The following is a 23562-nucleotide window of genomic DNA, read 5'->3' as shown; positions in this document are numbered from 1 at the left end:
CGTCACCGCCGGCGAGGGGCCCCTGCCGTTGCCACACGACGGCCTACGAACGCGAGGACCGCCCCCGCCCCGATCAGAACCGCGAGCGCCCCGAAGCCGTAGGTGAGCGTGGTGAGTGAGGCCACGACGGCGACCAGGAGGGGGCCGCCCGCGTCGCCGAGTTCACGGCCGAGTTCCGCGGCGCCCATGGTCTGCCCCAGGCGTTCCGGCGGGGTCGAGGAGGCGAGCGCGGCGAACCCTAGGGGCGTGATCAGTCCGGTGCCGACGCCGACGAGGGCGGCGCCGAGGAGGATGCCGGTCAGGCCCGGCAGCATGGCGCAGGCCAGTCCCGCGGCGGTGGCGAACAGCCCCGCGGCCAGGCCGGAACGCGTGCTGAGGCGGCCGTCGTCGCGTGCCCGCCCGGCACGCGGCTGGACGACGGCCGCGCAGGCGGCGAGGACCGACACCGCGGCGCCGGTGGCGACCGCGCCCAGCCCGGCGGCGCGCCCGGAGACCGGCAGGAAACCGACGCCGACGGAGAGCGCCGCGGTCGCCGCCGCGAGGGCGGCGGTCGGAGCGAGGAAGACGGGGTCGGCCAGTCGCCGGGCCAGGTCGAGCACCGTCTGCCGGACCTTGGGCAGCGGCGGTACGACGGGAACGGCGGCCATCGCCCACACCGCGACCACCGCGCCCAGCACCGCCAGGAGGATGAACAGGAGCCGCAGGCCCCCGGCCCACACCAGGACTCCGCCGAGCAGCGGGCCGAGGGTGTAGCCGATGGATTTGTAGAAGCCGTAACTGCCGAACGCCCGGCCGTGCTTGGCGGCCGGGTTGAGCCGGGCGACCAACGCGGAGGCCGACGGAGAGAACGCGGAGGCCGCCGCTCCTTGTCCGAGTCGGGCGGCCCACAGCCAGCCCGGGCTGTCCGCTACGGCGTACACCGCGGACGCGGCGGCGAAGGCGAAGAGCCCGCCGAGCAGCACCGGGCGGGCGCCGACGCGGTCGGCGAGGGTGCCGAAGACCGGCTTGAGCAGCACCTCGGCGCCGTCGTAGAGCGCGAGGAGTCCGCCCAGCACCAGCAGTGAGGTGACCGCGTCGTCGGTGTCGGCGCCGAGGCTGGCGGCGATGCCGTGCGCGCCGAAGGCGGTGGTGAATCCGGCCGCGTACAGCGGCCACATCTGCCGGACCGGAGCGGACATGAGGCGAATGTAGCCCAGCGGGTCACCAGGGCACGAGGAGCCCGGACATCCCGCCGTGCGGGCACACGGCGGTTCCGTCGGCCGGATCGCTGCGCCCGTCTGAGGGGAGGATGAGAATTTGTGTGATCCGGGCTCGCCTGGGCAGACGCCGCGGTTATGAGCACCCTCCATCGGAACGCGGTAGACGAGGCCCCGGAGCAGCGCCCTGATGTGCGAGCGGCGGCGCCGCCCGTCGCCCCCTCACGGGGTTTCTCGTCGGCGCCGCGTGGTGGTGGGCGGGTGGCGGGGCTGGACGGTCTGCGGACGGTCGCGGTGGTGCTGGTGATCGTCTATCACGTGCAGCCGGACCTGGTGCCCGGTGGTTCGGTGGGCGTGGACGTGTTCTTCACGATCAGCGGTTTCGTCATCACCCGGCTGCTGGTCGCCGAGTACGCCCGGACGGGTGGTATCGGTCTGTGGTCTTTCTATCGGCGGCGCTGGATGCGGCTGATGCCCGCCCTGCTGGTGATGTGCGCGGTCACCGCCCTGTTGTCCGTGACACTTGCGCTGCCGCTGTTCCGCGGGGCGTGGGTGGCGGCGGTGCTGGCCGCGGGGTCGGTGGTGAACCTCGTACGGGCCGGGAACCCGGGGACGTACGCGGATCTCACCGCGCCGCTCAGCCACACCTGGTCGTTGGGGGTGGAGGAGCAGTTCTATCTGGCCTGGCCGCTCCTGCTGCTCGTACTGCTGCGGCGCGCGTCCGCGCGGGCGGTGCCGGGCTGGGTCGCCGTGCTGTGCGTGCTGCCGGTTCTCTGGCGGTGGGTGCTCTGGGATCCCTCGGCGGCGCACCGTATCTACAACGGGCCCGACACCCGCGCCGATCAGCTCCTCGTCGGCGCCCTGCTGGCCCTCGTCCTGGCCCGGCTGCGCGCCGACGACCCTCGGCTGGCGCTGCTGCGCCGCTGGGCGGGACGGCTCTCCTGGCCCGCGCTCGGGCTGCTGGGGCTGATCGCCTGGCAGATCCCGATCACCGAGACCAGCGCGTGGAACCCCGTCTGGTACACGGTCGGTTTCCTGGCCGCCGCGCTGCTGACGGCCTGTGTGGTGGCCGCACTGGACCTGTGCCCCCGGTGGTGGCCCAACCGTCTGCTGTCGCTGTCCGCTCCGGCTTGGATCGGACGCAACCTCAGCTACGGGATGTACCTGTGGCACTACCCCGTCATCCGGCTGCTGCACGACCTCGGTGTGCCCGCCGACCACCTGCTCTCCGCCGGTCTCGCGACGACGTTCGCCGCGGCCCTCGCCTCGTACGCCTTCATCGAACGGCCCCTGCTGCGAGGCCGGTTCCGCGTGCGCCGGCCGAGGCCGGTGAAGACGGTGGTGCCGGTGAAGCAACTGGAGTCGGCCGTCGGCGAGGACCGAACGCTCGTCAGCCGGGCGACCGTCTGACGAGCCCCGCGTCCTACGTGTCCACCGCCGCCGTGCTCGGCGCCCGCGCCCCCGTGCTGCCGAACTGGATGCCCTTGGCCTCCCTGCCGATCGCGCTCAGCACGATCACCAGGACCAGGGCCGGTGTCACGGTCCATGCCATCGCCGCCGGATAGCCGTGGCGCTCGGCCAGGGCTTCCTGGAGCGGCAGGTTGAGGGCGGTGATCAGGTTGCCGAGCTGGTAGGTGACGCCCGGGTAGAAGCCGCGGATGGTGTCCGGGCTCATCTCGGTCAGGTGCGCGGGGATGACGCCCCAGGCTCCCTGTACGCACACCTGCATCAGGAACGCGGAGAGCATCAGCCAGCCCACCGCGCTGGACAGGACGAAGAAGGGCACCACGATCAGGCCTCCGGCCGCCGCGATCATGATGGTGCGACGGCGGCCCAGCCGCTCGGAGTAGGCGCCCAGCACCAGGCCGCCGATGATGGCGCCGATGTTGTAGACCACGGCGATGGCGATCGAGGTGTCCGGGGAGAGGCCCAGGCCCTTCTTGACGAAGGTGGGGTAGATGTCCTGGGTGCCGTGCGACATCCAGTTGAAGGCGGTCATCAGCGCCACGAGGTACACGAAGCGCCGTAGAACGGCGGGGTTCTTGAACACCTGGTAGGCGGGGGTGCGGTTGAGCCGGACGCTCTTCTCCCACACCTCGCTCTCCTCCACCCGGGTGCGCACCCACAGCGCGACCAGGGCGGGCACCAGACTGAAGGCGAACAACCCCCGCCAGCCGAAGGCGGGTTCGATGCCGAAGAACGCCACCGCGGCGAGCAGATAGCCGAGTGAGTAGCCGCTCTGCAGGAGGCCCGACCAGAAACCGCGCCGTTCGGCGGGGATCTTCTCCATGGCGAGTGCGGCGCCGAGACCCCACTCACCGCCCATGCCGATGCCGTAGAGCAGGCGCAGGACGAGCAGCACGGTGTAGTTCGGGGCGAAGGCGCAGGCGAATCCGACGACCGAGTAGAAGGCCACGTCGACCATGAGCGGGGTGCGGCGGCCCCGCCGGTCCGCCCACAGGCCGAAGAGGAGGGCGCCGACCGGCCGCATGACGAGGGTGGCCGTGGTGAGGAAGGCCATGTCGGTGAGGGAGACGTGGAAGTCGTCGGCGATCTCGCTGTAGACGAGGACAACGAGGAAGTAGTCGAAGGCGTCCATCGCCCAGCCCAAGTAGGCGGCGATGAACGCGTTGCGCTGATCCCTGGTGAGGCCCGCTGCCTGTTCACGGACGGTCTTCAACATGCCGACCCTCCCTCGGTCCGCCGGTCAGGTTAGGTCGGAGCGGTGGAGCGGACAACGCATGCACCGGCAAAACACCCGCAACAATTGGCCAAAGCCGACGCGTAGTTCGTCCAGTTCACACGCTGTCCTCCGACAGTTGGACTAGTTCCCGGCCGCCACGGAGTAAACCCGGGCTTCAATGGGGAGAGCGCTCCCCCGACAGTTCTGGATACAGTCCGGCGATGCCCGAGTTGCAGCTGCTGCGTGCCGACCATGCCCCGTCGGTCCTGGCCTTCGAACTGGCGAACCGTGCCTACTTCGCCCTCTCGATCTCCGACCGGGGCGACGACTACTTCGACAAGTTCGCCGCACACTACGACGCGTTGCTGGCCGAGCAGGAGGCCGGAATCTGTGCCTTCTATGTGCTCGTCGACGAGGACGGCTCGGTCCTCGGCAGGTTCAACCTTTTCGACATGGTCGAGGGAGGCGCCGCGGACCTCGGCTACCGGGTGGCCCAGCAGGTCGCCGGGCGCGGTGTGGCGACCGCGACCGTCGAGGAGCTGTGCCGGCTGGCGGTGGAACGGCACGGTCTGCGGACGCTCAGAGCGGCCACCTCGCACGCGAACATCGCGTCCCAAAAGGTGCTGTCCAAGGCCGGGTTCAGCCCGGTGGGGCCCGCCGGCCCGGCCGACCTCGGTGGTAAGCACGGCACTTGGTACGAGCGCGATCTCTAGTTTCCCGGACCGCCGGCCAGCAGGGCGAGGAGCGGTGCCGCGGGCAGCGGATACCGCGTGTGCCCCTGCGGGCCGGTGACCCGGGTCGCGGTCAGCAGCGAGTTGAGGACCGCCTCCTCCACGGCGTCCAGCACGGCACGGAAGAGGGGGTCGAGCCGGGCGTCGGGCACCACCGCGGGACCGGCGTGCGTGCCCAACGGGCGGGTGCCCAGGGCGAGTCCGTAGTCGCCGCTGCCGTGGCCGTAGTCGGCGCCGACCCGGGCCAGTGCGTAGACGGAACGGCGGGCGAGCCGGGTGAGCTGGCGGGAGTCGAGGGGTGCGTCGGTGGCGGTCACGATCATGCACGAGCCGGTCTCGGGGCCAGGATCGTCGGCGGAGACCCCGACGTCGGCGGGGGTGATCGTACGGCCCTGAATGCGCAGCGTCCCGGCGAAGTTGGCCTGCACCAGCACGCCGAGCAGCGCCTCCTGGCCCGCGAGCGGCACCCGTCGCGACGAGGTGCCGATGCCGGCCTTGAAGCCGAGCGCGATCATCCCGGTGCCCGCGCCGACCGACCCCTCCGCGACCGGCCCGGCGCACGCGCTCTCAAGTGCCGCGCGCACATGGTCCTCCCGGACCGGCCGCGACCGGATGTCGGAGAGGAGCCCGTCGTTGCACTCCCCCACCACCGGATTGACGCTCCGCGCGTCCGCGCCCTCGGGCCGTTCCAGGATCCAGCCGACCAGGGCGTCCGCGACCCGGAAGGCGGAAAGGGTGGAGGTGAGCAGCAACGGTGTCTCGATGGCGCCGAGTTCGGCGAGCTGTGTGGCACCGAGGAGTTTCCCGTAGCCGTTGCCCACGAACACCCCTGCGGGGAGTGGGGTGTTGGGGCCGACGCCGTCGGGCACGATCGCGGTGACACCGCTGTGCACACGCGGCGGCTGGATCAGTGTGGTGTGTCCGACGCGGATGCCGGGGACGTCGGTGATCGCGTTGTGCGGTCCCGTGGGCAACTCCCCCACCCCGAGCCCGAGTTCACGTGCGCGGCGGGGCGCGGTGGGCACGAGCGGATCGGGGCTGGGCGACACGGGCATGGCCAGACACTACGGCACCACCGGTCGCCCGCCCCTTGCACTCACAACTGCCTTGGTCAGCCGGCGGCGAGGAGTTCGAGCGTGTCGATCACCCGGTTGGAGAAGCCCCACTCGTTGTCGTACCAGGCGACGACCTTCACATGACGGCCGTCCACACGGGTGAGTGCGGAGTCGAAGATCGACGAGGCCGGGTTGCCGGTGATGTCGGAGGAGACAAGCGCGTCCTCGGAGTATTCGAGGACTCCGGCGAGGGGTCCCTCGGCGGCGGTGCGGTAGGCCGCGAGGACGTCCTCGCGGGTCACGTCGCGGGCGACGGTGGTGTTGAGTTCGACGATCGAGCCGACCGGGACGGGCACGCGGATCGAGTCGCCCGACAGCTTGCCGTCGAGGTTCGGCAGGACGTGGCCGATCGCCTTGGCGGCGCCGGTCGTGGTCGGCACGATGTTGACCGCGGCGGCCCGGGCGCGGCGGGCGTCCCGGTGCGGGCCGTCCTGGAGGTTCTGCTCCTGCGTATAGGCGTGCACCGTGGTCATGAAGCCGTGCTCGATGCCGGCGAGTTCGTCGAGCACCGCGGCGAGCGGCGCCAGCGCGTTGGTCGTGCAGGAGGCGTTCGACACGATGGTGTGCGTGGCCGGGTCGTAGGCGTCGTTGTTGACCCCGTACGCGAGCGTGACGTCGGCACCGTCCGAGGGCGCGCTGACGAGTACCTTGCGGGCGCCCGCGTCGAGGTGGACGCGGGCGGCCTTGGCGGAGGTGAAACGGCCCGTGGCCTCAAGGACGAGGTCGACTTCCAGCTCGGCCCAGGGCAGGTCCGCCGGTTCGCGCTCGGCGAGCACCTTGATGCGGCGGCCGTCGACGACAAGGGTGTCCCCGTCGACGGTCACCGGGCGGCCGAGCCGGCCGGACGTGGTGTCGAAGGCGAGCAGGCGCGCCAGGGTGGCGGGCTCCGTCAGGTCGTTGACGGCGACGACTTCGAGGTCGCTCTCGCGTTCGAGGAGGGCGCGCAGCACATTGCGTCCGATGCGGCCGAATCCGTTGATGGCAATGCGAGTCATAAGTGATGTCCCTTCGGTTCGACACCAGGCTCGCGCGCGCCGACCGTCGGTGACAGTGGCGTGATCGCCATGGTTCAAAAGGATTTCGCCAAGCTGCTTTGCGGGGCCGCGGCTACTCACCCTGGGCGAAGGTGCGCCGGTATTCGCTCGGTGTGGTGCCGAGGAGGCGGTGGAAGTGCAGCCGGAGATTCGCGCCGGTGCCGAGACCGACGTCGGCGGCGATCTGCTCGACACTGCGCTCGGAGCGTTCGAGCAGTTCGCGGGCCATGTCGATGCGGGCGCGCATCACCCACTGCATCGGCGTGTAGCCGGTCTCGTCGACGAAGCGGCGGGAGAACGTGCGCGGCGAGACGGCGGCCTGCCGGGCCAGGGTTTCGAGGGTGAGGGGCTCGCCGAGCCGGTGCAGCGCCCACTCGCGGGTGGCGGCGAACCGTTCACCGAGCGGCTCGGGCACACTGCGCGGCACGTACTGCGCCTGCCCGCCGCTGCGGTAGGGGGCCGCGACCAGACGCCGGGCCGCGTGGTTGGAGGCGGCCACACCGAGGTCGCCGCGCAGGATGTGCAGGCACAGGTCGATACCGGAGGCCGCGCCCGCCGAGGTCAGCACGTCGCCCTCGTCGACGAACAGGACGTTCTCGTCGACCTTGACGAGCGGGTACTTCGCCGCGAGCGCCCGCGTGTAGTGCCAGTGCGTCGTGGCCCGCTTGCCGTCGAGCAGACCCGTCGCGGCGAGCGCGAAGGCGCCGGTCGAGATGGCGGCGAGCCGCGCGCCCCGGTCGTGCGCGGCGATCAGTGCGTCGACGACTGCCCGCGGCGGGTCCTCACGGTCCGGGAACCGATAGCCCGGCAGAAAGACGATGTCGGCCCACGCGAGCGCGTCCAGACCGTCGGCCACGTGGTACGAGAGGCCGTCGCCCCCGGTCACCAGCCCGGGCGCCGCACCGCACAGCCGCACCTCGTAGGGCATGCTCGCCCGCGTCGTGAACACCTGCGCGGGGATACCGACGTCGAGCGGCTTGGCGCCTTCGAGGACGAGGACGGCGACACGGCGGAGGCGGGCGGCTGACACGCCAACAGCGTACGCAGCGCTACGGCCGCCCGACCGCCGGGACCCGGGAGGACCAGGTCAGACCTTCCAGGAGCGCAGTTGGTCGGCGACGGCGAGGACACCGACGCCGGTGTCGCGGATCTTGCGGACGAGGTCGGACAGGGCGCCGTAGGGCGGGTCGATGCCCTCGCCGGACTGGCCCATGTACTGCGCGGCGACGAACGCGGCGTACAGGCTGTTGCGGTGCGGCAGCGGCTCCAGGCGCACGATGGTGTGCATGAGCGCGGCCGCCCGCCAGGCGGCGTCCGGGTCGGCCGCGGCGAGCGTCGGCAGCTTGGTCTTGTGGCGCGCCACGGCGGCCACGAGCGCGGAGTAGTCCGAGACCGACATGTCCTCGTCGGAGAGGGCGGCCTCCTGGACGTCGAGCAGCCAGGAGACGTCGATGTACAGGTGCATCAGGCGGCCGCGGCCCCGTCGCGCTCGGAGGGCGGCACCTCGTCGGGGAAGGCGTCGTCGAACTCGCCGCGCAGCCGCTCGGCCCACGCGGACGCGCCCGCGACGAACCGGCCGCGCTGCATCTCCCGCACGCCGAGGTCGTGCAGATACTGCTTGAGGCTCTTGCCCTCGGCCGCGGCGGCCGCGCGCACTCCGTCGAGTTCCTCTTCCGTGAAGGACACATTCAGCGATGGCATGCGTCGATGGTACCTAGTTGGTGCCATAAGGGGGAGGTGCCCTCCTGGACCCGGCGTCTAGGCTGCGGGAATGATCTCTCGCGACTACCTCTTCGACATGTTCTCGCTGGACGGCCGGGTCGCCGTGGTCACGGGCGGCAGTTCCGGTATCGGCCGGGCCGCCGCCGGCGCGCTCGCGCGGGCGGGGGCCGCCGTGGTCGTCGTGGCCCGCAGGGAAGAGGAACTGGTCGCCACCGTCGACGAGTTGGTGGCCGAGGGGTGCCGCGCGGCCTGGGTGAGCGGGGACCTGGGAAACCGGGACGGCGTGCGGGTGGCGGCGGAGGCCGCGGCCGAGGTGTTCGGGGAACCGGACATTCTGGTGAACAGCGCGGGCATCAACCTGCGCCCGCCGATGGGTGAGTTGAGCGAGGAGGTGTGGGACACCACGATGGCTCTGAACCTGGAGGCGCCCTACCTCCTGGGCCGGCGCTTCGGCCCCGGCATGGCCGAGCGGGGCTTCGGCCGGATCATCCACATCACCTCCCAGCAGGCCCACCGGGCGTTCGTCCAGAGCGGCGCCTACGGGGTGTCCAAGGGCGCGTTGGAGTCGCTGGCCCGCTCCCAGGCCGAGGCATGGTCGCCGCACGGCGTCACCTGCAACACGCTGGTCCCGGGTTTCGTGATGACCCCGCTCAACAAGCGCCTGTCCTCCGACCCGGAAAAGGTGGCGGCCCTGGCCGCACGCACACTGGTCGGGCGCAACGGTCTCGCCGAGGACTTCGCGGGCGCGGTGGTGTTCCTGGCCGGCCGGGCCTCGGCCTACGTCACCGGGCAGTCGGTCTTCGTGGACGGCGGGTTCTCCGTCCACTGATGCCTGTCCTGTGACTGCCCGGCCGCTGCGGCGTGGACGCGGTAGCCGTCAACCAGGCCTGTGGTCACGCTTGCTGGTGAGGAGCAGGTCGACCTCCTGCTCCTGGTCTCCGGATGCCGTGCCCCGCTCCTCCACGGCGAACGCGACCTCCAGGGCCTGGCGGAGCTGGTCCACGGCGACGTAACTGCCCTGGAGTGTGGCGGAGACCGTGCCCTCCAGGGGGATGGGATCGGTGGGGATCCATTCCTGCGTCGGCTCGAACTCGGCGGTCCACACGGCGGACCGGTCGCCCGGCTGTTCCTGGGGCACGTCGTCGACGACCCGATCGGTGGGGAACGCCGTCCGCAGCACGCCGAACACGGTGGCGGCGTCCTCCTTGGAGGCTCCGGTGAGGGACACGGTGGCCATGTGGGGTCACTCTCCTTGGACAGGGCGGGCATGCGCAGGGCGGCGGCCCAGGCCCACACGTTGTCGGACGATGTCCCAGGTACCCGCCGTCCGCTGCTCCTCACCCGGCCCCCGGAACGCGTTGCCCCGGCAGCGGGACGGAGTCACACGGGTGGCGCATTCACATGGCGTGGTGGCGGACGGCCGCCTAGTAATGGACTGGATCAGCTTGTTCATCGCGCTTCGGGGGGCGATAGCAGCATCAGTCTCTTCATGGAGCCGAGCATGACCACCAGCTCTTTCTCACCCAGCCCGGACCGACCCGAGATACCCCGCGACAGCGCGGCCGATCCGCTCGTGCCCGCGGAGGGCGCGTACATCGATCCGATGCACAGCCTGGTGCATGCCGCCGTAGCCGACCGGCCGCTCGACGAGGTCCTCCAGCTCATCACGCTGCTGGAGCAGTCACCGCAGTACGCGCAGGCCACCGCCGACGCCCTGCGGGCGGTCGGTGTGAGCCGGTCCGTGGAGGACGTGACGCGCCTAGTGAGCCTCCTGACCGAGCCGCCGCGCGATCCCGACTGCGCCGACGAGGCGATCCGCGCGGCCGCCGAGAACCGGCCCGTGGAGGACGTCACCCGACTCATGGCTCTGCTGCACCGGGCGCCGCTGGAGCCGCACTGCGGCGAGGAGGCGGTACGGGCCGCGGCCGGCAGGCCCGTCGAGGAACTCGTCGAGTTGATCGGCCGCCTGGCCGAGGAACAGAGCGCGCCCGCCCGCACCCTGGGAGTGGTCTCGGATCAGTCACCCGCTCCGGACACTCTCCTGCCCGAGCCACCCTGGCACGCCCCGGCGGCCCCGTACGGCCCGGAGGGCACCGACGAACGCACAGCCCGTCAGCGGCCTCCGCGGCGACGCCCGAGTACGGCGACCCGGCGCGTCGCTCCCGAAGTCCGGCCGCGGCTCATGGCGGCCGTGGCACTCGTCCTGTGCGGGCTGTCCTACTTCCCGCTGCACCGCGGCGGAGCCTCCGCCGACGCCTACGGGTTCGCCCTCGGCGTCTCGATCCTGTGCGTCCTGCTGGCTCCGGTGCTCATCCTCCGCGGCAGCCTGTCCGTACTCAGCCTGTCCATGGCGGTGCCGGCCGCGCTGGCCGCGATCCAGTTGTTCGACGGGCGGGTCCATTCCACGCCGCTGTCCGAGGCGCTGCGGATCACGGCCGCGCCGGCCTGGTTGGCGGGGCTGATGGCCGTCCTCGCGGCACTGGCGGCGCTCACGGCGCTGCTCGCGCTGCTCGCCTCGCGCAGGTTCGGCAGGCAACTCGGCCTTCCCGAGCCTCCCGACCACCAGCCGCTGGCCGGGGCGGGCCGGACACCTCAGTAGCTCACGGTCAACGAGCGGTGGTGTCGGAGCTGCTCATGGCACCGCCGCTCGCGGACGGCACGCTGGATGCCGAGGATTCGGGGCTGGAGCCGGTGCTCCGGCTCGGGCCCGTGCCGGTGCCGGTGCCGGTACTGCTCTCCGGCGTCTCGCTCGGTGACGGTGAAGTGGTGCTGTCGCCCGTCTGTGACCCCGAGCCGCTCGACGCGAGAGGCGTGGGTGTCGGGCTGGGTGCGGGGGTGTGCGTGCCGGCCGAGCCGCCGCCCATCGAAGTCCCGCTGCCCGATTCGTTCTTGACCACGGCGGCGATCGGCTTGCCCATGATCAGTTCCCCCGCGGTGACCGTGACCATCGCCAGCGCGAAGATCAGGCCTGTCGCCAGCGCGTACCTCTTCCATCGGACGGACTTCCATAAGGACGTCCATGAGAAGCCGGTCCGATAGACGGTCACCGACTCGTCCTCGGAGGCGGCGCCCGGCGGTCCCGCGTCATCGGTCCTGGCGTCGGCCGGTAACGCGAACGCCGCCCGGGCGTCCGCGCGTTGGGCCGCCCGTTCCTCGCTCGGGGTCAGTGCCATCGCCACCGACGGCACCCGCTTGCGGATCCCCTCGCCCGTCCGGTGGAAGGCGTGCTGGAAGACCGCCGCCCCGGTGGTCGCACTGGCGCTGACCACGGCGGCGCCGATGACCGTCCCCGCCACTCCCAGCAGGGACGCCAGCACGGCGCCCACCACGGTGGCCAGCGCACTCGCCACCACCTGCACAGCGGTCAGATCGAGCACCTTGCGTTTCGGCGCCTGCTTCTTCACTTCCTTTGTGTGAGTCTCCATCAAGGTCCTTCGACGTCCTTCGACAATTCCGGAACACGACAGCCGTCTTCACGGCATGTGCAAGGGGACGACTGCCCTGCCGGAGCTGTTTCACCTCAACTCGGCCCGAGCGTCTCGGTGAACGGGGTCACGGGGCGCTCCTGGAGTTCGCCGTCCACGGTGATGTCGACCGCCTCGTTGTAGAAGGCCAGGAGGTCCTTGACGGCGCCCACCGCGGGCAGCGGCTCCGGATAGCTCCAGACGATGTTCGGCGGAACACCGGGAGCGCCGGGAGCCGCGGGCTCGGCCCGCCACGACCAGTAGGTGGCGGTCCCCTTGTAGGGGCAGCCGGTGCTGTGGTCGGTCGGTTCGAACAGGTCCAGACGGACGTCCTCGCGAGGGATGTAGTACCGGGTCGGCAGGCCGGTCTCGAAGAGGAGGACCGGGCGGTGGGTGTCGGCGACCACCATGCCGCCGATCTCCACGCGGACATGCCGGCTGCCGACGATGGCGTCGACCCGTTTGTGCGGGTCGCGGGGGTGGATGAAGATCTCTTCCTCCTCCTCGTACCAGTGGTCGAGTCCCCGGCCGACACGGCGGAACCACTCGAAGGCGATGTAACCGGCCAGGTCGTCCGCGGGGAAGGTCCAGGCCGCGTTCTCCACCAGTCCGCCGTCGGCTTCGAGGTCGTAGAAGATCCGCGATCCGGTGTGCGTGCCGGTCGCGGGGTTCTTCGCCGGGTGGAGCAGGTCCTGGCGGACCTCGTCGTGCGGGAAGGCGTACAGCGGTACGGGGACTCCGGGCTCCCACACGAGGACGGGATGCCTGCTGTCGACGACGGTGACCTCGCCCTTGCGGCCGCGCACCCAGCGTTGGCTCGGCTCCCACAGGAGTCCTTCGGGGGTGGTCCTGACGTCGCGCGCGGTGGGGAACGTGCTCATGTCCGGCTCTCCTTCGGGTCGGTCCTACGCCGTCACCCCCATGGAAGCGCACCAACCGGCGGCGGCTGAGGAGCGGCCTCGCTCCGACGCGATCCAGCCCTCTGTCCCCTCTCTCGACAACCATGCCCGCCCCTCAGTCGTCACCATGAGTGGCGCGCATGTTTTCGCGCGGCCGAACCCCCACCGACACTGCGCACCGAAACAGCGCGCAGGAATGAGGCCGTATGCTCCGCGTTCACTTCACCTCGCAGGATCTGCAGAACATCCGAGTCGCTCGCCAGCCGCATGCTCTCTGGGAACTCGTGTGCGGAGTCTGTCGGTTGGACGCGCGGCAAGGTGCACTCGAATTCGGACACTGGCGACGTTCGGTGCGCGAGGGACTGGCCAGGGACCCGGTGGCCAGACGCGCCTTGCTGCCCTTACAGACGCTGATTCCTCCCGTGGGCTACATTCCCGACTTCCTCACGCCCTCGGTCACGAGCGGCGGTCTGGCGGGCGCCCTCGACGAGGTACGGGCCACTCCGCGCGGTCGGTTGACCCACGAGCTGACCCGGCTCGCCGAGTCCCGTCCGCTCCCGTCGTGGGTGTCCTCCCTCAACCGGCCGGGTGCCAAGGCCCTGGGGGCGTTGACGCGAGCCCTGGAACTGTCCTGCAAGACGCTGCTCGAACCGTACTGGCCCCGCATCCAGACAGCCATCGCCAACGATGTCGAACTGCGCTCCAGCACACTCCTCGACGGCGGCACCTCCGCCCTGCTCAACACGCTGCGCCCGCACGCCCGTTGGCACGCTCCCGTGCTGGAGGTGGAGTATCCCGTCGACCGCGAACTCCATCTGGAGGGACGCGGTCTGCTGCTCATCCCCTCCTACTTCTGCTGGCGCAGACCCACCGCGCTCGCGGACCCCGCGCTCGGTCCGGTGCTGGTCTTCCCGGTCACCAAACAGCCCTTGGAGATCGTCCGCGCGAGCAAGGACGGTCTGGAACGGCTGCTGGGCCGCACCCGGACGGTCGTCCTGGCACATCTGGCCACCCACGGGGCGCGTACGACGTCCGAGGTGGCCTCAGCGGCCAACATCGCGCTGCCGAGCGCCAGTTACCAACTCGGGGTGCTGCGCGACGGGGGATTGATCGCCAGTCACCGGGACGGCCAGTACGTCCGGCACTCGGCGACGCCTCTGGGGCTACGGCTGCTGGACCGATAGGCGGGGGGAGGAAGGGGCGGGCGCCGCGCACGCCTCGACCGCTTCCCGAACACCCTTGCTGCCCTGCTAGATTGTCGACCAGCACATCAGCCTTCTCGGCGCGGACTCCGATCCGCCGAGGAGGCTTTTTTCATGCCCTGGGGCCGCTTGCCCCGGCACTGGTCGGCCCGCTGCGAGGTGCTCGCCGCACCCATCGGGTCCCCGTTCCCCACCCGCAAGAGGAGATCCATGTCATGAGCCCACGAACGAACACCGCGGCGGCCGCAGGTACTTGGAGACTCGGTGATCTGACCGTCAACCGCATCGGGTTCGGCGCGATGCGGTTGACGGGTTCCGCGCCCTTCGACCGCGGGGTGCCGCGGAATCGCGATCGGCCGATCGGTGTGCTCCGGCGGGCGGTCGAGCTCGGCGTGAACCACATCGACACCGCAGCGTTCTACTTCTCGGCGACGCGCTCCGCGAACGAGCTGATCAACCGGGCGCTGGCGCCGTATCCGGAGGACCTGGTCATCTCCTCCAAGGTCTGGCCGGGCCGCGACCCCTCGGGCGCGTGGTCGTGGGCCGAGCCGACGCAGTTGCGCGGCCAGGTCGAGGAGAACCTGCGCCAACTCGGCCGCGATCACCTGGACGTGGTGAACCTGCGCGTGCCACCGAGTCGGCGGACCAGCCCGATCGGCGAGCACTTCGGCGTGTTGGCCGAGCTGCGTGATGCCGGGCTGATCCGCCACCTCGGCGTCTCCAACGTCACGGCCGAGCAACTGACCGAGGCCCGGGCCATCGCCCCGGTCGTGTGCGTGCAGAACCCCTACGGGATCGGTGCGCCGAGCGAGGACCAGGCACTCCTGCGGCTCTGCGGTGAACTCGGCCTTGCCTTCGTCCCGTTCTTCGCGATCGCCGGTGCCGGGCGCGAGGCCGGCCCGACCGCGCATGACAGCGAGGCCGTGTGCGCCGTCGCCCGTGCGCACGGTGTGTCCATCGCACAGGTCCGGCTGGCCTGGACGCTGCAGCAGGGACCGCATGTGCTGGCGATCCCGGGAACCGGTGATCCGGACCACCTCGCGCAGAACATGGCGGCCGGCGCGCTGCGGCTCTCGGAGGAGGAGATGGCACGCCTCACCACTCTGCGGCCGGCGGTCAGCGGTGTGGATCGGTGATCTCCCGCAGCGCTTCCAGGGCCTGTCTCAGTTGACGGGTGCGCGCGGGGCCCAAGTGGGCCGTCCATTGCGTCTGGATGTCGCGGACGACGGGCAGGCTCAGTTCGACGAGTTCATGGCCCTGGGCGGTAAGGGTGACCAGCCGGGCTCGTGCGTCGCGCGGGTCGGGTACGCGCCGGACGTAGCCGGCCCGTTCGAGCTGGTCGACGATCGACCCGATGGTCTGCTTGCTGACCTGTGACGCCTCGGCCAGCTCGGCCAGTCGCGAGCCCTCCGGGCCGATCCGCTGGAAGACCCGTGCCTGGGTGAGCGAGATGTCGTGCCCGGCGGCCTTCAGGGCGGCCATCACGGCCGACTCCATGAAGCGGTAAGGGATGAACATCAGGAGTCCCAGATTGAGCTCGTCGGTGTCGTCGTCGGTCATGCCGCCATCATTGCAGAAAGTCCGAACCTCGTACTAATATGGTCCGAGGTTCGGACTTTTGGAGGCTGTTATGGGCGACTCTGACCCTTACTGGTCCGCTGTCCGCGCGACCCGTCTGCGGATCGCCGACCTGCTGGAGGAACTCACCCCCGCCGAATGGGAGCAGGAGTCGCTGTGCCGGGGATGGCGGGTGCGGGACGTCGCCGGACACCTCGCGCTGGTGCCCATCATCACCACCTGGGACATGCTCGCGGTCGCACCGCGCGCACGGTTCAGCCCCGACCGGATCAACACCGTGCTGGCCCGCCGGCACGGCTCCCGTGATCCCGCCGACCTGGTCGCCGCCATCCGCGGTCACGCCGGCACCCGACGCACGGCGAAGGCGCTGGACACCCGCAACGCGCTGTTCGACGCGATCGTCCACAGCCAGGACATCGCCCTCCCGCTCGCTCGACAGCTCCCCGTCCCGGCCGAACACAGCCGGGAGGCACTGCGGCGGGTCTGGGCGATGGGCTGGCCGTTCCACGCCGAGCGCCGCCTTGGCGGCTTCGCCCTCCGGGCGACCGACACCGACTGGGCGGTGGGCGACGGGCCGGAGATCGCGGGGCCCGCCCTGGCCCTGCTGCTGCTCTCGACCGGACGCACCGCCTGTCTGCACGCTCTGCGAGGCGACGGCGCCGACCGGCTCAAGTCCTCGCACGAGAAACGGAGCACCTGATGCGTCGCACCATAGGGATGACCCTCTGCGCGGTTCTCGCCATAGTCGACCTGGTCGGCATCATCGGCCTCCGGCAGCATCCCGGGCCGCCGCCCGGCGTCGCCATCACCGGCGCGGTGCTGGGTGGGGTCACCCTGGCGGCCTACCGGCCCGCCGACCGGGGCGACATCCGCGCCCTGCGGGTCGTCCTCGGCTCGCGGGTGGTCTCGGCCCTCCTCGGCATCCCGGTGTTCTTCACCTCGGACGCGCCCAACTGGGCCCGGATCGTCGTGGCAGTCCTCATCGCCGGCGCCATCATCGCCGTAACCATGCTGGCGCCCGCGCTGTCACCCGCCGCCCGCCCAAGCAAGGCCGAGCACGCCTGACGCCACACCGACCACATCACCACGCGCGCGGTGGCCACCGTACACAGGGGGACGGTGGCCACCGCGGCCGTGGGTCGGCCCGCCCGTAGCGAGCCGGTACCTCACTCCATCTCGGCGAAGACGCTGGAGTCCAAGTGCCTCAACAGGTCGGCGGGGTCCCGGTACACCGCGTGGGCGCCCGCGTGTTCCAGGTCGGCGCGTGGGATTCCGCCGGACAGGACCGCCACCGGGACCACTCCGTCCCGTACGCCAGCCTTCATGTCCCAGACGGTGTCGCCGACGAACACGGCTCGTTCGCTCGGTACGCCGACGAGCTCCCGGGCCTGGTGGACTGGATCGGGGGCGGGTTTGCCGTGCGTGACGTCGTCGGCGCTGGCGGCTTGGCCGATCACGTCGTCCGCGTCGATGGCTCGCCGTAGCGCGGAGAGCTCCGCGCCGCTCGCCGAGGTCGCCAGGACGATCTCCCAGCCCCGCCCGGCCAGGGCGCGCAGCAGGTCGCCGGCCGCGTCCAGCGCCGGGAGCCGCTCGAAGTACGTGGCGTAGAGGGCGTGGTGGGCCGCGGCGAGTTGCTCGTCCTCGTCGGGATCGCGGTCGTCGTCGCCGAGCAGGTGGTCCAGCAGGTCGTCGCCGCTGAGGCCCACCGCGCGGTGGATGTCCCGCATGGGGACGTGGTGGCCCGCCTGCCGGAACGCCTCCCACCAGGTGACGACGTGCAGGTGGTTGGTGTCGACGAGTGTTCCGTCGACGTCGAAGATCGCGGCGCGTTTCGTGGCCATGACGGGTGTCCTCGCCCTCTCACAGTTCCCGGAGGGCGGGGAGCAGCTTCTGTTCCGCCCACTCCAGGTACGGTTCCTGCTGGTCGCCGCCGATCTGGACGAGGGCCACCTCGGTGAACCCCGCGTCGACGTAGGGGCGTACGGCCTCTACGACCGCCTGTACGTCGTCGCCGCAGGGGATGGACTCGGCCACGTCCTCGGGCCGTACGAACTGGGTGGCGGCCTCGAACGCGGCGGGCCCCGGGAGTTCGGAGTTGACCGGCCAGCCGCCGCCGAACCAGCGGAACTGGTCGTGGGCGCGGGCGATGGCCGCGTCGCGGTCGGTGTCGTAACTGATCGGCAGTTGGCCGACCTTGGGCTTGCCCGTGCCGCCGTGGTGGTCGAAGGCAGAGATCAGTTCCGGCTTGGGCTCGGTGGCGATCATCAAATCGGCGGCATGACCGGCGAGTTCGCAGGAGCGGTCGCCCGAGACGGCGACGCCGATCGGCGGGGCCTCGTCGGGCAGATCCCACAATTTGGCGTTCTCCACGTCGAAGTGGGCGCCGTGATGGTTGACGTTCTCGCCCGCGAAGAGGGACCGGATGATGTCCACGGCCTCCTCCAGCATGTCGAGGCGGACGTGCGCGGCGGGCCAACCCCCGCCCACCACATGCTCGTTGAGGTTCTCCCCGGAGCCGAGGCCGAGGCGGAAGCGCCCTTCGGAGAGGAGTTGCAGTGTGGCGGCCTTCTGGGCGACGACCGCAGGGTGGTAGCGGGTCGTCGGGCAGGTCACGTAGGTCATGAGGGGGATGCGTTCGGTGGCCTGCGCCGCCGCGCCGAGCACGCTCCACGCGTAGGAGGCGTGGCCCTGGGACTCCAGCCAGGGGAAGTAGTGGTCGGACGTGACCGAGAAGTCGAAGCCGGCCCGCTCGGCGCCGACCACGTGGTCGACGAGTTCCCGGGGACCGGTCTGCTCGGTCATCATCGTGTACCCGATCTTCGCCATGTCGCTCATCTCCTCGTCGTGGGTCGCGTGTGGACGGTCCTCCGTCACCGCCTGGTGGTGAGCCGCAGGTCGACCTCCTTCTCCTGGTCTCCCGACGCCGCCCCCCAGTGGTCGACGGCGAAGGTGGCGCTCAGGACTTCGAACAGTTGGTCCACGGCCAGGTAGCCGCCCTGGAGTGTGGCGGAGACGGAGCCTGCGAGGGGCCTCGGGTCGGTCGGGACGCGCTCCCGTGTCGGCTCGAACTCCGCGGTCCACACCGGGAATTGGTCGCCCGGCTGCTCGTGCGGCACGTCGTCGTGGGGTCGGTCGCCGGGGAACGCCGTCCGCAGCACTCCGAAGACGGTGGCGGCGTCCTCCCTGGACGCTCCGGTCAGGGACACAGTGGCCATCAGGGGCTCTCTCCTGGGTGGGGGCTTGGTTCGTGTGAACCCGTACGAAGTCGATCTGGGGCGCGAGTACCCAGGACGGCGATGTTGACGCGGACGAAGACGTGCCGGGGCCCTCAGCTCCCTTCCTTCTTGGGGAAGACGTACTCGTCGAGGACCAGGCCGATGGCGACGGCCGCCGGGATGGCGACGAGGGCGCCGATGATGCCCAGCAGCGCGCCGCCGACCAGTACCGCGAGGACGGTGACCAGCGGGTGGACGTCGACGGCGAACTTCATGGTCCTCGGCACGATGAGGTAGTCCTCCGCCACCCGGAAGACGATGTAGAAGACGGCGGTCGCGATCGCGATGGGCAAGGACACGGAGAGGGCGACGAGGCTGACGACGATCCCGGCGAGGGTGGAGCCGACGATCGGGATCAGGTCCATCAGCGCGGTGAAGATGCCCAGCGCGGCGGCGTAGGGGACGCCCGTTGCCAGGCACCAGCCGAAGGTGGCCGCTCCGGCGATCCCCGAGGTGATGAGGTTGCCGAGCATGTACTTGCCTATCCGGTTCATGACCTCTTCGGCCAAGCCCTCGACGCGCTCACGGCGGCTGGCGGCCACGAAGCGGTAGCAGAACTGTTTCATGGTCGGCAGAGCCGCCATGCAGTACAGGGTCACCGTGATCACGATCGCCGTGGACGTGAGGGTGCTGAGGACCATCTGGCCGGCGCCCAGGACGCCCCCTGCGAGGCCGCTCGCGCTGCCTCCTGAAGCGATCTCCTGCCTGGCCTTCTCGACCACGTGGTAGCGGTCCTCCAGGCGGCCGATCGTCGACTGGTGGTTGTGGAGCTGCTCCAGCCAGCCGGGCACCGCGTCGACCAGTGAGCTGATCTCCTTGGTCACCGGCGGAATGACCAGGGCCAGGAAGCCGCCGAGTACCACGATGAACCCCGTGAGGACGATCGTGACGGCCCAGCCGCGCCCTAGACCCCGGCGGGTGAACCACACGACGAGCGGTTCCAGGCTGATGGCGATGAACACGGCCAACAGGATCAGGGTCAGCATCGAGCTGACCCGCAGCACGGTCTGTACGGCGAGCCACGCCAGGGTGGCGCCCAGGCCCAGGGCGAAGCCCACCCGCGTCCAGGACCGCCGGCGTCCGCCGCGTGCTTCTCGACGCGCGGGCTCCAGGATGTTCCCGGAGCCGGGCGCCGCGCCGTTCACGCCGGCCTTCTCCGGCGCGTCGTGCTCCTCCCGAGCGGACTCGGGCTCGGACTGCGCAGACATCGCGACGCCTCTCACGGGTTGGTGGCACCGTTCCCGGGTACCCACGCACTTCGCTCGTATGGCATCGATCTCTTCCGGCGGGAGTCACTCAGCGTGATCGATCTCGACCCCTTCACCGACCTGCTCGACTACCCGATGTACGTCGTGACCGCCGAGGCCGGCGGAGAGAGATCCGGCTGTCTGGTCGGATTCGCCTCGCAGTGCTCGATCCGGCCCGCCCGGTTCATGGTGTGGCTGTCCAAGGCCAACCGGACGTACCGGGTGGCGGGGCGCGCCGAGCGGCTCGCGGTCCATCTGCTCCGCCGTGACCAGGACCATCTGGCCCAGCTCTTCGGCGGGGAGACCGGCGACCGTACCGACAAGTTCGCGCAGGTCACCTGGCATCCTGGGCCTGGCGGGTCACCGATCCTCGACGAGGCTCCCGCCTGGTTCGTCGGTCGCGTGGAGAACCGGGTCGACGGCGGCGACCACGTCGGTTTCCTGCTCGCGCCGGAGGCGGCGGAGAAGCGCGCGGGCAGCGACACACCTCTGCTGACCTTGGACGACGCCCTCGGCATCACCCCGGGTCATCCGGCGGACTGAGCCGGTGGCTACCGCGCGCGCCGGTGCCGTAGTACCGCTCCGAGAGCGACCGCGGCCGCGCCCGTCGCGGCGCCCAGCGCGAGGCCGGGGTGGCGTGCGAGTGCCGCCTCGACCGAGCGGGGGTGGGACCTGTCGTCGAAGGAACCGTGGGCTCCGTAGTCGTGTTCCGGGCCTTCGTCCGCCGGGTGCCAGAGGTTGGCCGGCCGGGCGCCCGACTCGCCGTCGTCGGTCTGCTGCGAGTCGTAGCCCGTGCGCGCGAGGTAGCGGTCCAGCAGGCCGGGGGCGACCTTGTTGGCGAGGATTGTCGCGGCGGTGGACGCGCCCACGTAGTACTGCTTGCGGTGCGGATGGTCCGCCGCGTTGATCACGGCCCGGGCGGCCACCTCGGGCTGGTAGATGGGCGGTACGGGCTGCGGGTTCTTCGGGAGCCGGGACAACACCCAGGAGAACTGCGGGGTGTTGACCGCCGGCATCTGCACCACGGTGATGTTCACATGGCTGTGCTGGTGCATGAGTTCGGTGCGCACGCTCGACGTGAAGCCGTTGACCGCGTGCTTGGCACCGCAGTAGGCCGACTGGAGCGGGATGGACCGGTCGCCCAGCGCCGAGCCGACCTGCACGACAACGCCGGTGTCCCGGGGGATCATGCGCCGGAGCGCGGCCCGCGTGCCGTTCACGAAACCCAGGTAGCTCACCGCGGTGACCCGTTCGTACTCGGCGGGCTCGATCTCCATGAACGGCGCGAACACCGAGGTGAAGGCGTTGTTGACCCAGACGTCGATCGGCCCGAAGGCCTCCTCGGCGGCGACGGCCGCGGCCTCGACCTGTGTCGGGTCGGCCACGTCGGTGGGCACGGCGAGGGCGTGGCCGCCCCTGTCCTCGACATCGGCGACCGCGGCGTCGAGTCCCGCCTTGCCGCGTGCGAGGAGGACGACGTTCGCTCCTCGCTCGGCGAAGAGCCGTGCGGTCGCCCGGCCGATTCCGGCGCTGGCGCCGGTGATGACAACGGTCTGCTGGTTCATGCTCGTCCTGTTCGTCTCGGAGGGTGGGAAAGGGCCCTCAGCCAGGGGTGTCCCGCGCGAGCGTGGCGGCGGTCTCGAGCAGGAGGGCGTGGACGAAGGCCTGCGGAAGGTTGCCGCGCAACTGCCGTTGGGCGATGTCGTACTCCTCGGAGTACAGGCCCGCCGCACCGCACGCCTGCCGGTTGCGTTCGAACCAGCGGAAGGCCTCGACTTCCCGTCCCTGCTGGTGTTCGGCCAGTGCCGTCACGAACCCGCAGAGCAGGAAGGCTCCTTCGGCCTCCTCCAGTGGGCGTTCGTCGTGCCGGAAGCGGTAGGCGCAGTAGTCCTGCGTGAGGTTCTCGGTGTAGGCGCGGAGGGTGGCGCGGGTGCGCCGGTCGTCGGCCGGGAGCAGTCCCCGTACCGGGGGCAGCAGCAGGGCCGCGTCCAACCCGGTGTCGTCCGGGGCTCGTTGCCAGTGTCCGTCGGGGTGCGTCGCGTGGGCCGCGGTGTGCGTGAGGATCGTGTCGGACAGCTCGGTCCACTCACGCCTACGGGCCGCGTCGGGAGCCACGTGGGCGATCCGGCGCAGTCCCGCGACGCAGATCAGGCGGCTGTGGGTCCAGGCCCGTTCGTCCAACTCCCAGATCCCCGCGTCCGGTTCGCTCCAGCGGGCCGCGATGGCGGACACCGCGATCTCGGCGGCCCGGAGCGCGTCCCGGTCGAGCCGGTCCTGTCGCGCGGCGGCCGAGAACAGCAGCAAGGCCTCGCCGAACACATCGAGTTGGAACTGACGGTTGGCCTGGTTGCCGATCCGGTCGAAGCCGCCGGGATAGCCCGGAAGTTGGAGCGTGCGCTGATCGGGCACGGGCCCGCCGTCGACCGTGTACGCCGGTCTCAGTTTCGGCCCGTCCTCGTGCAGCCGGGCGCCCACGAACTGAACTGCCTCGTCCAGCAAGGGGAGTTGACCGGCCGCGGCCACGGCTTGGCCCGCGAAACACTGGTCGCGGATCCAGGCGTAGCGGTAGTCGTAGTTGCGTCCTTCCTCGGCACGCTCGGGGAGACTGGTCGTCGCCGCGGCCACCATGCCTCCGGTCGCGCTCGTCATTCCGCGCAGTACGGCGTACGCCTGCCGGGCGTCGCGGACGGCGACGGTGTCGTCGAGTGCGGGTACGGCGTCCGACCAGGCGCGTTCGGTCCGCGTCCACGCCGTTGACGCGACGGGAAGGGGGACGTCGGACAGCGGGGACTCGCCGAGTTCGAGGACCAGGTCGTGCCGCTGTCCGGCGTCCAGGGCCAGGTCGAGGGTGAACTGCCCGCCCGTGGAGGGGGATTCGGTGAGCGAGGCGTCGCCGCCGCCTGTCCAGCGCAGGTACAGGTCCCCGATCCGCGCGGTCCATACACCCTCGTCGTCGCGGTGCGCCTCGCGCAGGGGCTGGGTACCGTACTCGGCGAGCGGGTGCAGGACCACCCGGACCCGGGCCGGTGCCTCGGTCGCCCACACGCGCCGCAGCAGGACGAGCCGGTCCCGTTCGCCCGGATACGCCAGCGCGTCCCGGCACTCCACGATCCCGTCCTCGGTGACCCAGCGGCCGCGCCAGACGAGGGAGCCCTCCTCGTAGTGTCCGCCGGGTACGAAACGGCCCCTCGGTGTGACGGCGTAGAGACCGGCTCCGCCGATGAGGGCGGAGAAGACCGCGCCGCTGTGCCAGCGGGGTGCGCACAGCCAGCCGATCTCGCCGCGCGGGCCGACCAGCGCCCCGCGTTCGCCGTCGGCGAGGAAGGCGTAGTCGTGCAACGCCTGGGGCGGGTAGGCGTCGTGCTCGTCGATCTCCCGCGTGTGCGGCTTGTTCATCCCAACTCCCTTCCTGTCCC

At 70.9% G+C, this 23562-nt stretch carries 26 protein-coding genes; 9 read left to right on the top strand and 17 right to left on the bottom strand.

Translation table 11 applies throughout. From position 1 onward, the window contains the following. Positions 1-2 precede the first annotated feature (2 nt). The gene (locus ABZT04_RS33100) at positions 3-1157 is read right to left on the bottom strand and encodes an MFS transporter (protein ID WP_356060833.1); all 1155 of its coding nucleotides are present in this window, start codon (positions 1155-1157) and stop codon (positions 3-5) included. Positions 1158-1334: 177 nt separating this feature from the next. Here ABZT04_RS33100 and ABZT04_RS33095 point away from each other — a divergent pair, with 177 nt between their 5' ends. Beyond that, positions 1335-2606 carry an acyltransferase gene (locus ABZT04_RS33095; protein WP_356060755.1) on the top strand — a complete coding sequence of 424 codons (1272 nt, stop codon included), beginning with the start codon at positions 1335-1337 and terminating at the stop codon, positions 2604-2606. A gap of 13 nt (positions 2607-2619) precedes the next feature. Here ABZT04_RS33095 and ABZT04_RS33090 read toward each other — a convergent pair whose 3' ends face one another. Beyond that, positions 2620-3879, bottom strand: a complete 1260-nt coding sequence (locus ABZT04_RS33090; RefSeq protein WP_356060753.1) for an MFS transporter — start codon at positions 3877-3879, stop codon at positions 2620-2622. Positions 3880-4100: 221 nt separating this feature from the next. Between ABZT04_RS33090 and ABZT04_RS33085 the strand changes: the two genes are divergently transcribed. Then, a complete protein-coding gene (locus ABZT04_RS33085) occupies positions 4101-4592 on the top strand; it encodes a GNAT family N-acetyltransferase (RefSeq protein ID WP_356060751.1) in 492 nt (163 codons plus the stop codon). On the opposite strand, the gene ABZT04_RS33080 is transcribed toward ABZT04_RS33085, so the two are convergent. The 5 genes from ABZT04_RS33080 to ABZT04_RS33060 all read right to left on the bottom strand — a co-directional run bounded on the left by ABZT04_RS33080 (position 4589) and on the right by ABZT04_RS33060 (position 8460). Further along, entirely contained in the window at positions 4589-5665 is a 1077-nt protein-coding gene (locus ABZT04_RS33080) for a P1 family peptidase (protein WP_356060749.1), read from the bottom strand. The genes ABZT04_RS33085 and ABZT04_RS33080 overlap by 4 nt on opposite strands. 56 nt (positions 5666-5721) lie before the next feature. Next, entirely contained in the window at positions 5722-6720 is a 999-nt protein-coding gene (gene gap / locus ABZT04_RS33075; RefSeq protein WP_356060747.1) for a type I glyceraldehyde-3-phosphate dehydrogenase, read from the bottom strand. 112 nt (positions 6721-6832) lie between these two features. After that, positions 6833-7789, bottom strand: a complete 957-nt coding sequence (locus tag ABZT04_RS33070; protein WP_356060745.1) for a helix-turn-helix domain-containing protein — start codon at positions 7787-7789, stop codon at positions 6833-6835. A 57-nt stretch (positions 7790-7846) separates the two neighbouring features. Further along, positions 7847-8224 (bottom strand): toxin Doc, encoded by a 378-nt coding sequence (locus ABZT04_RS33065; RefSeq protein ID WP_356060743.1) that lies wholly within the window; start codon positions 8222-8224, stop codon positions 7847-7849. Continuing rightward, positions 8224-8460 (bottom strand): hypothetical protein, encoded by a 237-nt coding sequence (locus ABZT04_RS33060; RefSeq protein ID WP_356060741.1) that lies wholly within the window; start codon positions 8458-8460, stop codon positions 8224-8226. Before ABZT04_RS33060 ends, ABZT04_RS33065 begins: the two co-directional genes overlap by 1 nt. 70 nt (positions 8461-8530) lie before the next feature. Between ABZT04_RS33060 and ABZT04_RS33055 the strand changes: the two genes are divergently transcribed. After that, a complete protein-coding gene (locus tag ABZT04_RS33055; RefSeq protein ID WP_356060739.1) occupies positions 8531-9310 on the top strand; it encodes an SDR family oxidoreductase in 780 nt (259 codons plus the stop codon). A 48-nt stretch (positions 9311-9358) separates the two neighbouring features. Here ABZT04_RS33055 and ABZT04_RS33050 read toward each other — a convergent pair whose 3' ends face one another. Beyond that, entirely contained in the window at positions 9359-9718 is a 360-nt protein-coding gene (locus ABZT04_RS33050) for a hypothetical protein (RefSeq protein ID WP_356060737.1), read from the bottom strand. 264 nt (positions 9719-9982) lie between these two features. Between ABZT04_RS33050 and ABZT04_RS33045 the strand changes: the two genes are divergently transcribed. Further along, entirely contained in the window at positions 9983-11080 is a 1098-nt protein-coding gene (locus ABZT04_RS33045) for a hypothetical protein (RefSeq protein ID WP_356060735.1), read from the top strand. A gap of 7 nt (positions 11081-11087) precedes the next feature. Here ABZT04_RS33045 and ABZT04_RS33040 read toward each other — a convergent pair whose 3' ends face one another. Both ABZT04_RS33040 and ABZT04_RS33035 read right to left on the bottom strand, forming a co-directional pair. Beyond that, entirely contained in the window at positions 11088-11906 is an 819-nt protein-coding gene (locus ABZT04_RS33040; protein ID WP_356060733.1) for a hypothetical protein, read from the bottom strand. 95 nt (positions 11907-12001) lie between these two features. Further along, positions 12002-12826 (bottom strand): DUF427 domain-containing protein, encoded by an 825-nt coding sequence (locus tag ABZT04_RS33035; RefSeq protein ID WP_356060731.1) that lies wholly within the window; start codon positions 12824-12826, stop codon positions 12002-12004. A gap of 440 nt (positions 12827-13266) precedes the next feature. On the opposite strand from ABZT04_RS33035, the gene ABZT04_RS33030 reads away from it, so the two are divergent. Together ABZT04_RS33030 and ABZT04_RS33025 are read left to right on the top strand one after the other, a co-directional pair. Next, positions 13267-14028 (top strand): winged helix-turn-helix domain-containing protein, encoded by a 762-nt coding sequence (locus ABZT04_RS33030; RefSeq protein ID WP_356060729.1) that lies wholly within the window; start codon positions 13267-13269, stop codon positions 14026-14028. 233 nt (positions 14029-14261) lie between these two features. Beyond that, complete coding sequence (locus tag ABZT04_RS33025; protein ID WP_356060727.1) at positions 14262-15182, top strand: aldo/keto reductase; 921 nt, start codon at positions 14262-14264, stop codon at positions 15180-15182. Here the strand turns inward: ABZT04_RS33025 and ABZT04_RS33020 are convergent. After that, positions 15163-15606: a MarR family transcriptional regulator gene (locus tag ABZT04_RS33020; RefSeq protein WP_356060725.1), complete on the bottom strand. Its 444-nt coding sequence runs from the start codon at positions 15604-15606 to the stop codon at positions 15163-15165. The two genes, ABZT04_RS33025 and ABZT04_RS33020, sit on opposite strands and share 20 nt — an antisense overlap. Positions 15607-15676: 70 nt before the next feature. On the opposite strand from ABZT04_RS33020, the gene ABZT04_RS33015 reads away from it, so the two are divergent. Next, on the top strand, positions 15677-16324 hold the full coding sequence (locus ABZT04_RS33015; protein WP_356060723.1) for a maleylpyruvate isomerase family mycothiol-dependent enzyme: 648 nt from the start codon (positions 15677-15679) through the stop codon (positions 16322-16324). After that, the gene (locus ABZT04_RS33010) at positions 16324-16689 is read left to right on the top strand and encodes a hypothetical protein (RefSeq protein WP_356060721.1); all 366 of its coding nucleotides are present in this window, start codon (positions 16324-16326) and stop codon (positions 16687-16689) included. The genes ABZT04_RS33015 and ABZT04_RS33010 overlap by 1 nt, the downstream gene beginning before the upstream one ends. Before the next feature lie 101 nt (positions 16690-16790). On the opposite strand, the gene ABZT04_RS33005 is transcribed toward ABZT04_RS33010, so the two are convergent. The 4 genes from ABZT04_RS33005 to ABZT04_RS32990 form a co-directional block, all read right to left on the bottom strand. Beyond that, positions 16791-17465 carry an HAD family hydrolase gene (locus tag ABZT04_RS33005; RefSeq protein WP_356060719.1) on the bottom strand — a complete coding sequence of 225 codons (675 nt, stop codon included), beginning with the start codon at positions 17463-17465 and terminating at the stop codon, positions 16791-16793. Positions 17466-17484: 19 nt separating this feature from the next. Beyond that, positions 17485-18450 carry an LLM class F420-dependent oxidoreductase gene (locus ABZT04_RS33000; protein ID WP_356060831.1) on the bottom strand — a complete coding sequence of 322 codons (966 nt, stop codon included), beginning with the start codon at positions 18448-18450 and terminating at the stop codon, positions 17485-17487. Positions 18451-18494: 44 nt separating this feature from the next. Beyond that, on the bottom strand, positions 18495-18839 hold the full coding sequence (locus ABZT04_RS32995) for a hypothetical protein (protein ID WP_356060717.1): 345 nt from the start codon (positions 18837-18839) through the stop codon (positions 18495-18497). Positions 18840-18952: 113 nt separating this feature from the next. Continuing rightward, positions 18953-20107: an AI-2E family transporter gene (locus tag ABZT04_RS32990; protein WP_356060715.1), complete on the bottom strand. Its 1155-nt coding sequence runs from the start codon at positions 20105-20107 to the stop codon at positions 18953-18955. 93 nt (positions 20108-20200) lie between these two features. On the opposite strand from ABZT04_RS32990, the gene ABZT04_RS32985 reads away from it, so the two are divergent. Beyond that, complete coding sequence (locus ABZT04_RS32985) at positions 20201-20689, top strand: flavin reductase family protein (protein ID WP_356060713.1); 489 nt, start codon at positions 20201-20203, stop codon at positions 20687-20689. An 8-nt stretch (positions 20690-20697) separates the two neighbouring features. Here ABZT04_RS32985 and ABZT04_RS32980 read toward each other — a convergent pair whose 3' ends face one another. Together ABZT04_RS32980 and ABZT04_RS32975 are read right to left on the bottom strand one after the other, a co-directional pair. Beyond that, positions 20698-21711: an SDR family oxidoreductase gene (locus tag ABZT04_RS32980; protein WP_356060711.1), complete on the bottom strand. Its 1014-nt coding sequence runs from the start codon at positions 21709-21711 to the stop codon at positions 20698-20700. Positions 21712-21748: 37 nt separating this feature from the next. Beyond that, positions 21749-23542, bottom strand: a complete 1794-nt coding sequence (locus ABZT04_RS32975; RefSeq protein WP_356060709.1) for a glycoside hydrolase family 15 protein — start codon at positions 23540-23542, stop codon at positions 21749-21751. Positions 23543-23562 lie beyond the last annotated feature (20 nt).

Origin of the sequence: Streptomyces sp. NPDC005492 (genome assembly GCF_040605995.1) — a bacterium.
Lineage (GTDB): Bacteria > Actinomycetota > Actinomycetes > Streptomycetales > Streptomycetaceae > Streptomyces.
The sequence above is the reverse complement of the archived record's forward strand: the minus strand, read 5'-3'. Positions and strand labels throughout refer to the sequence as shown.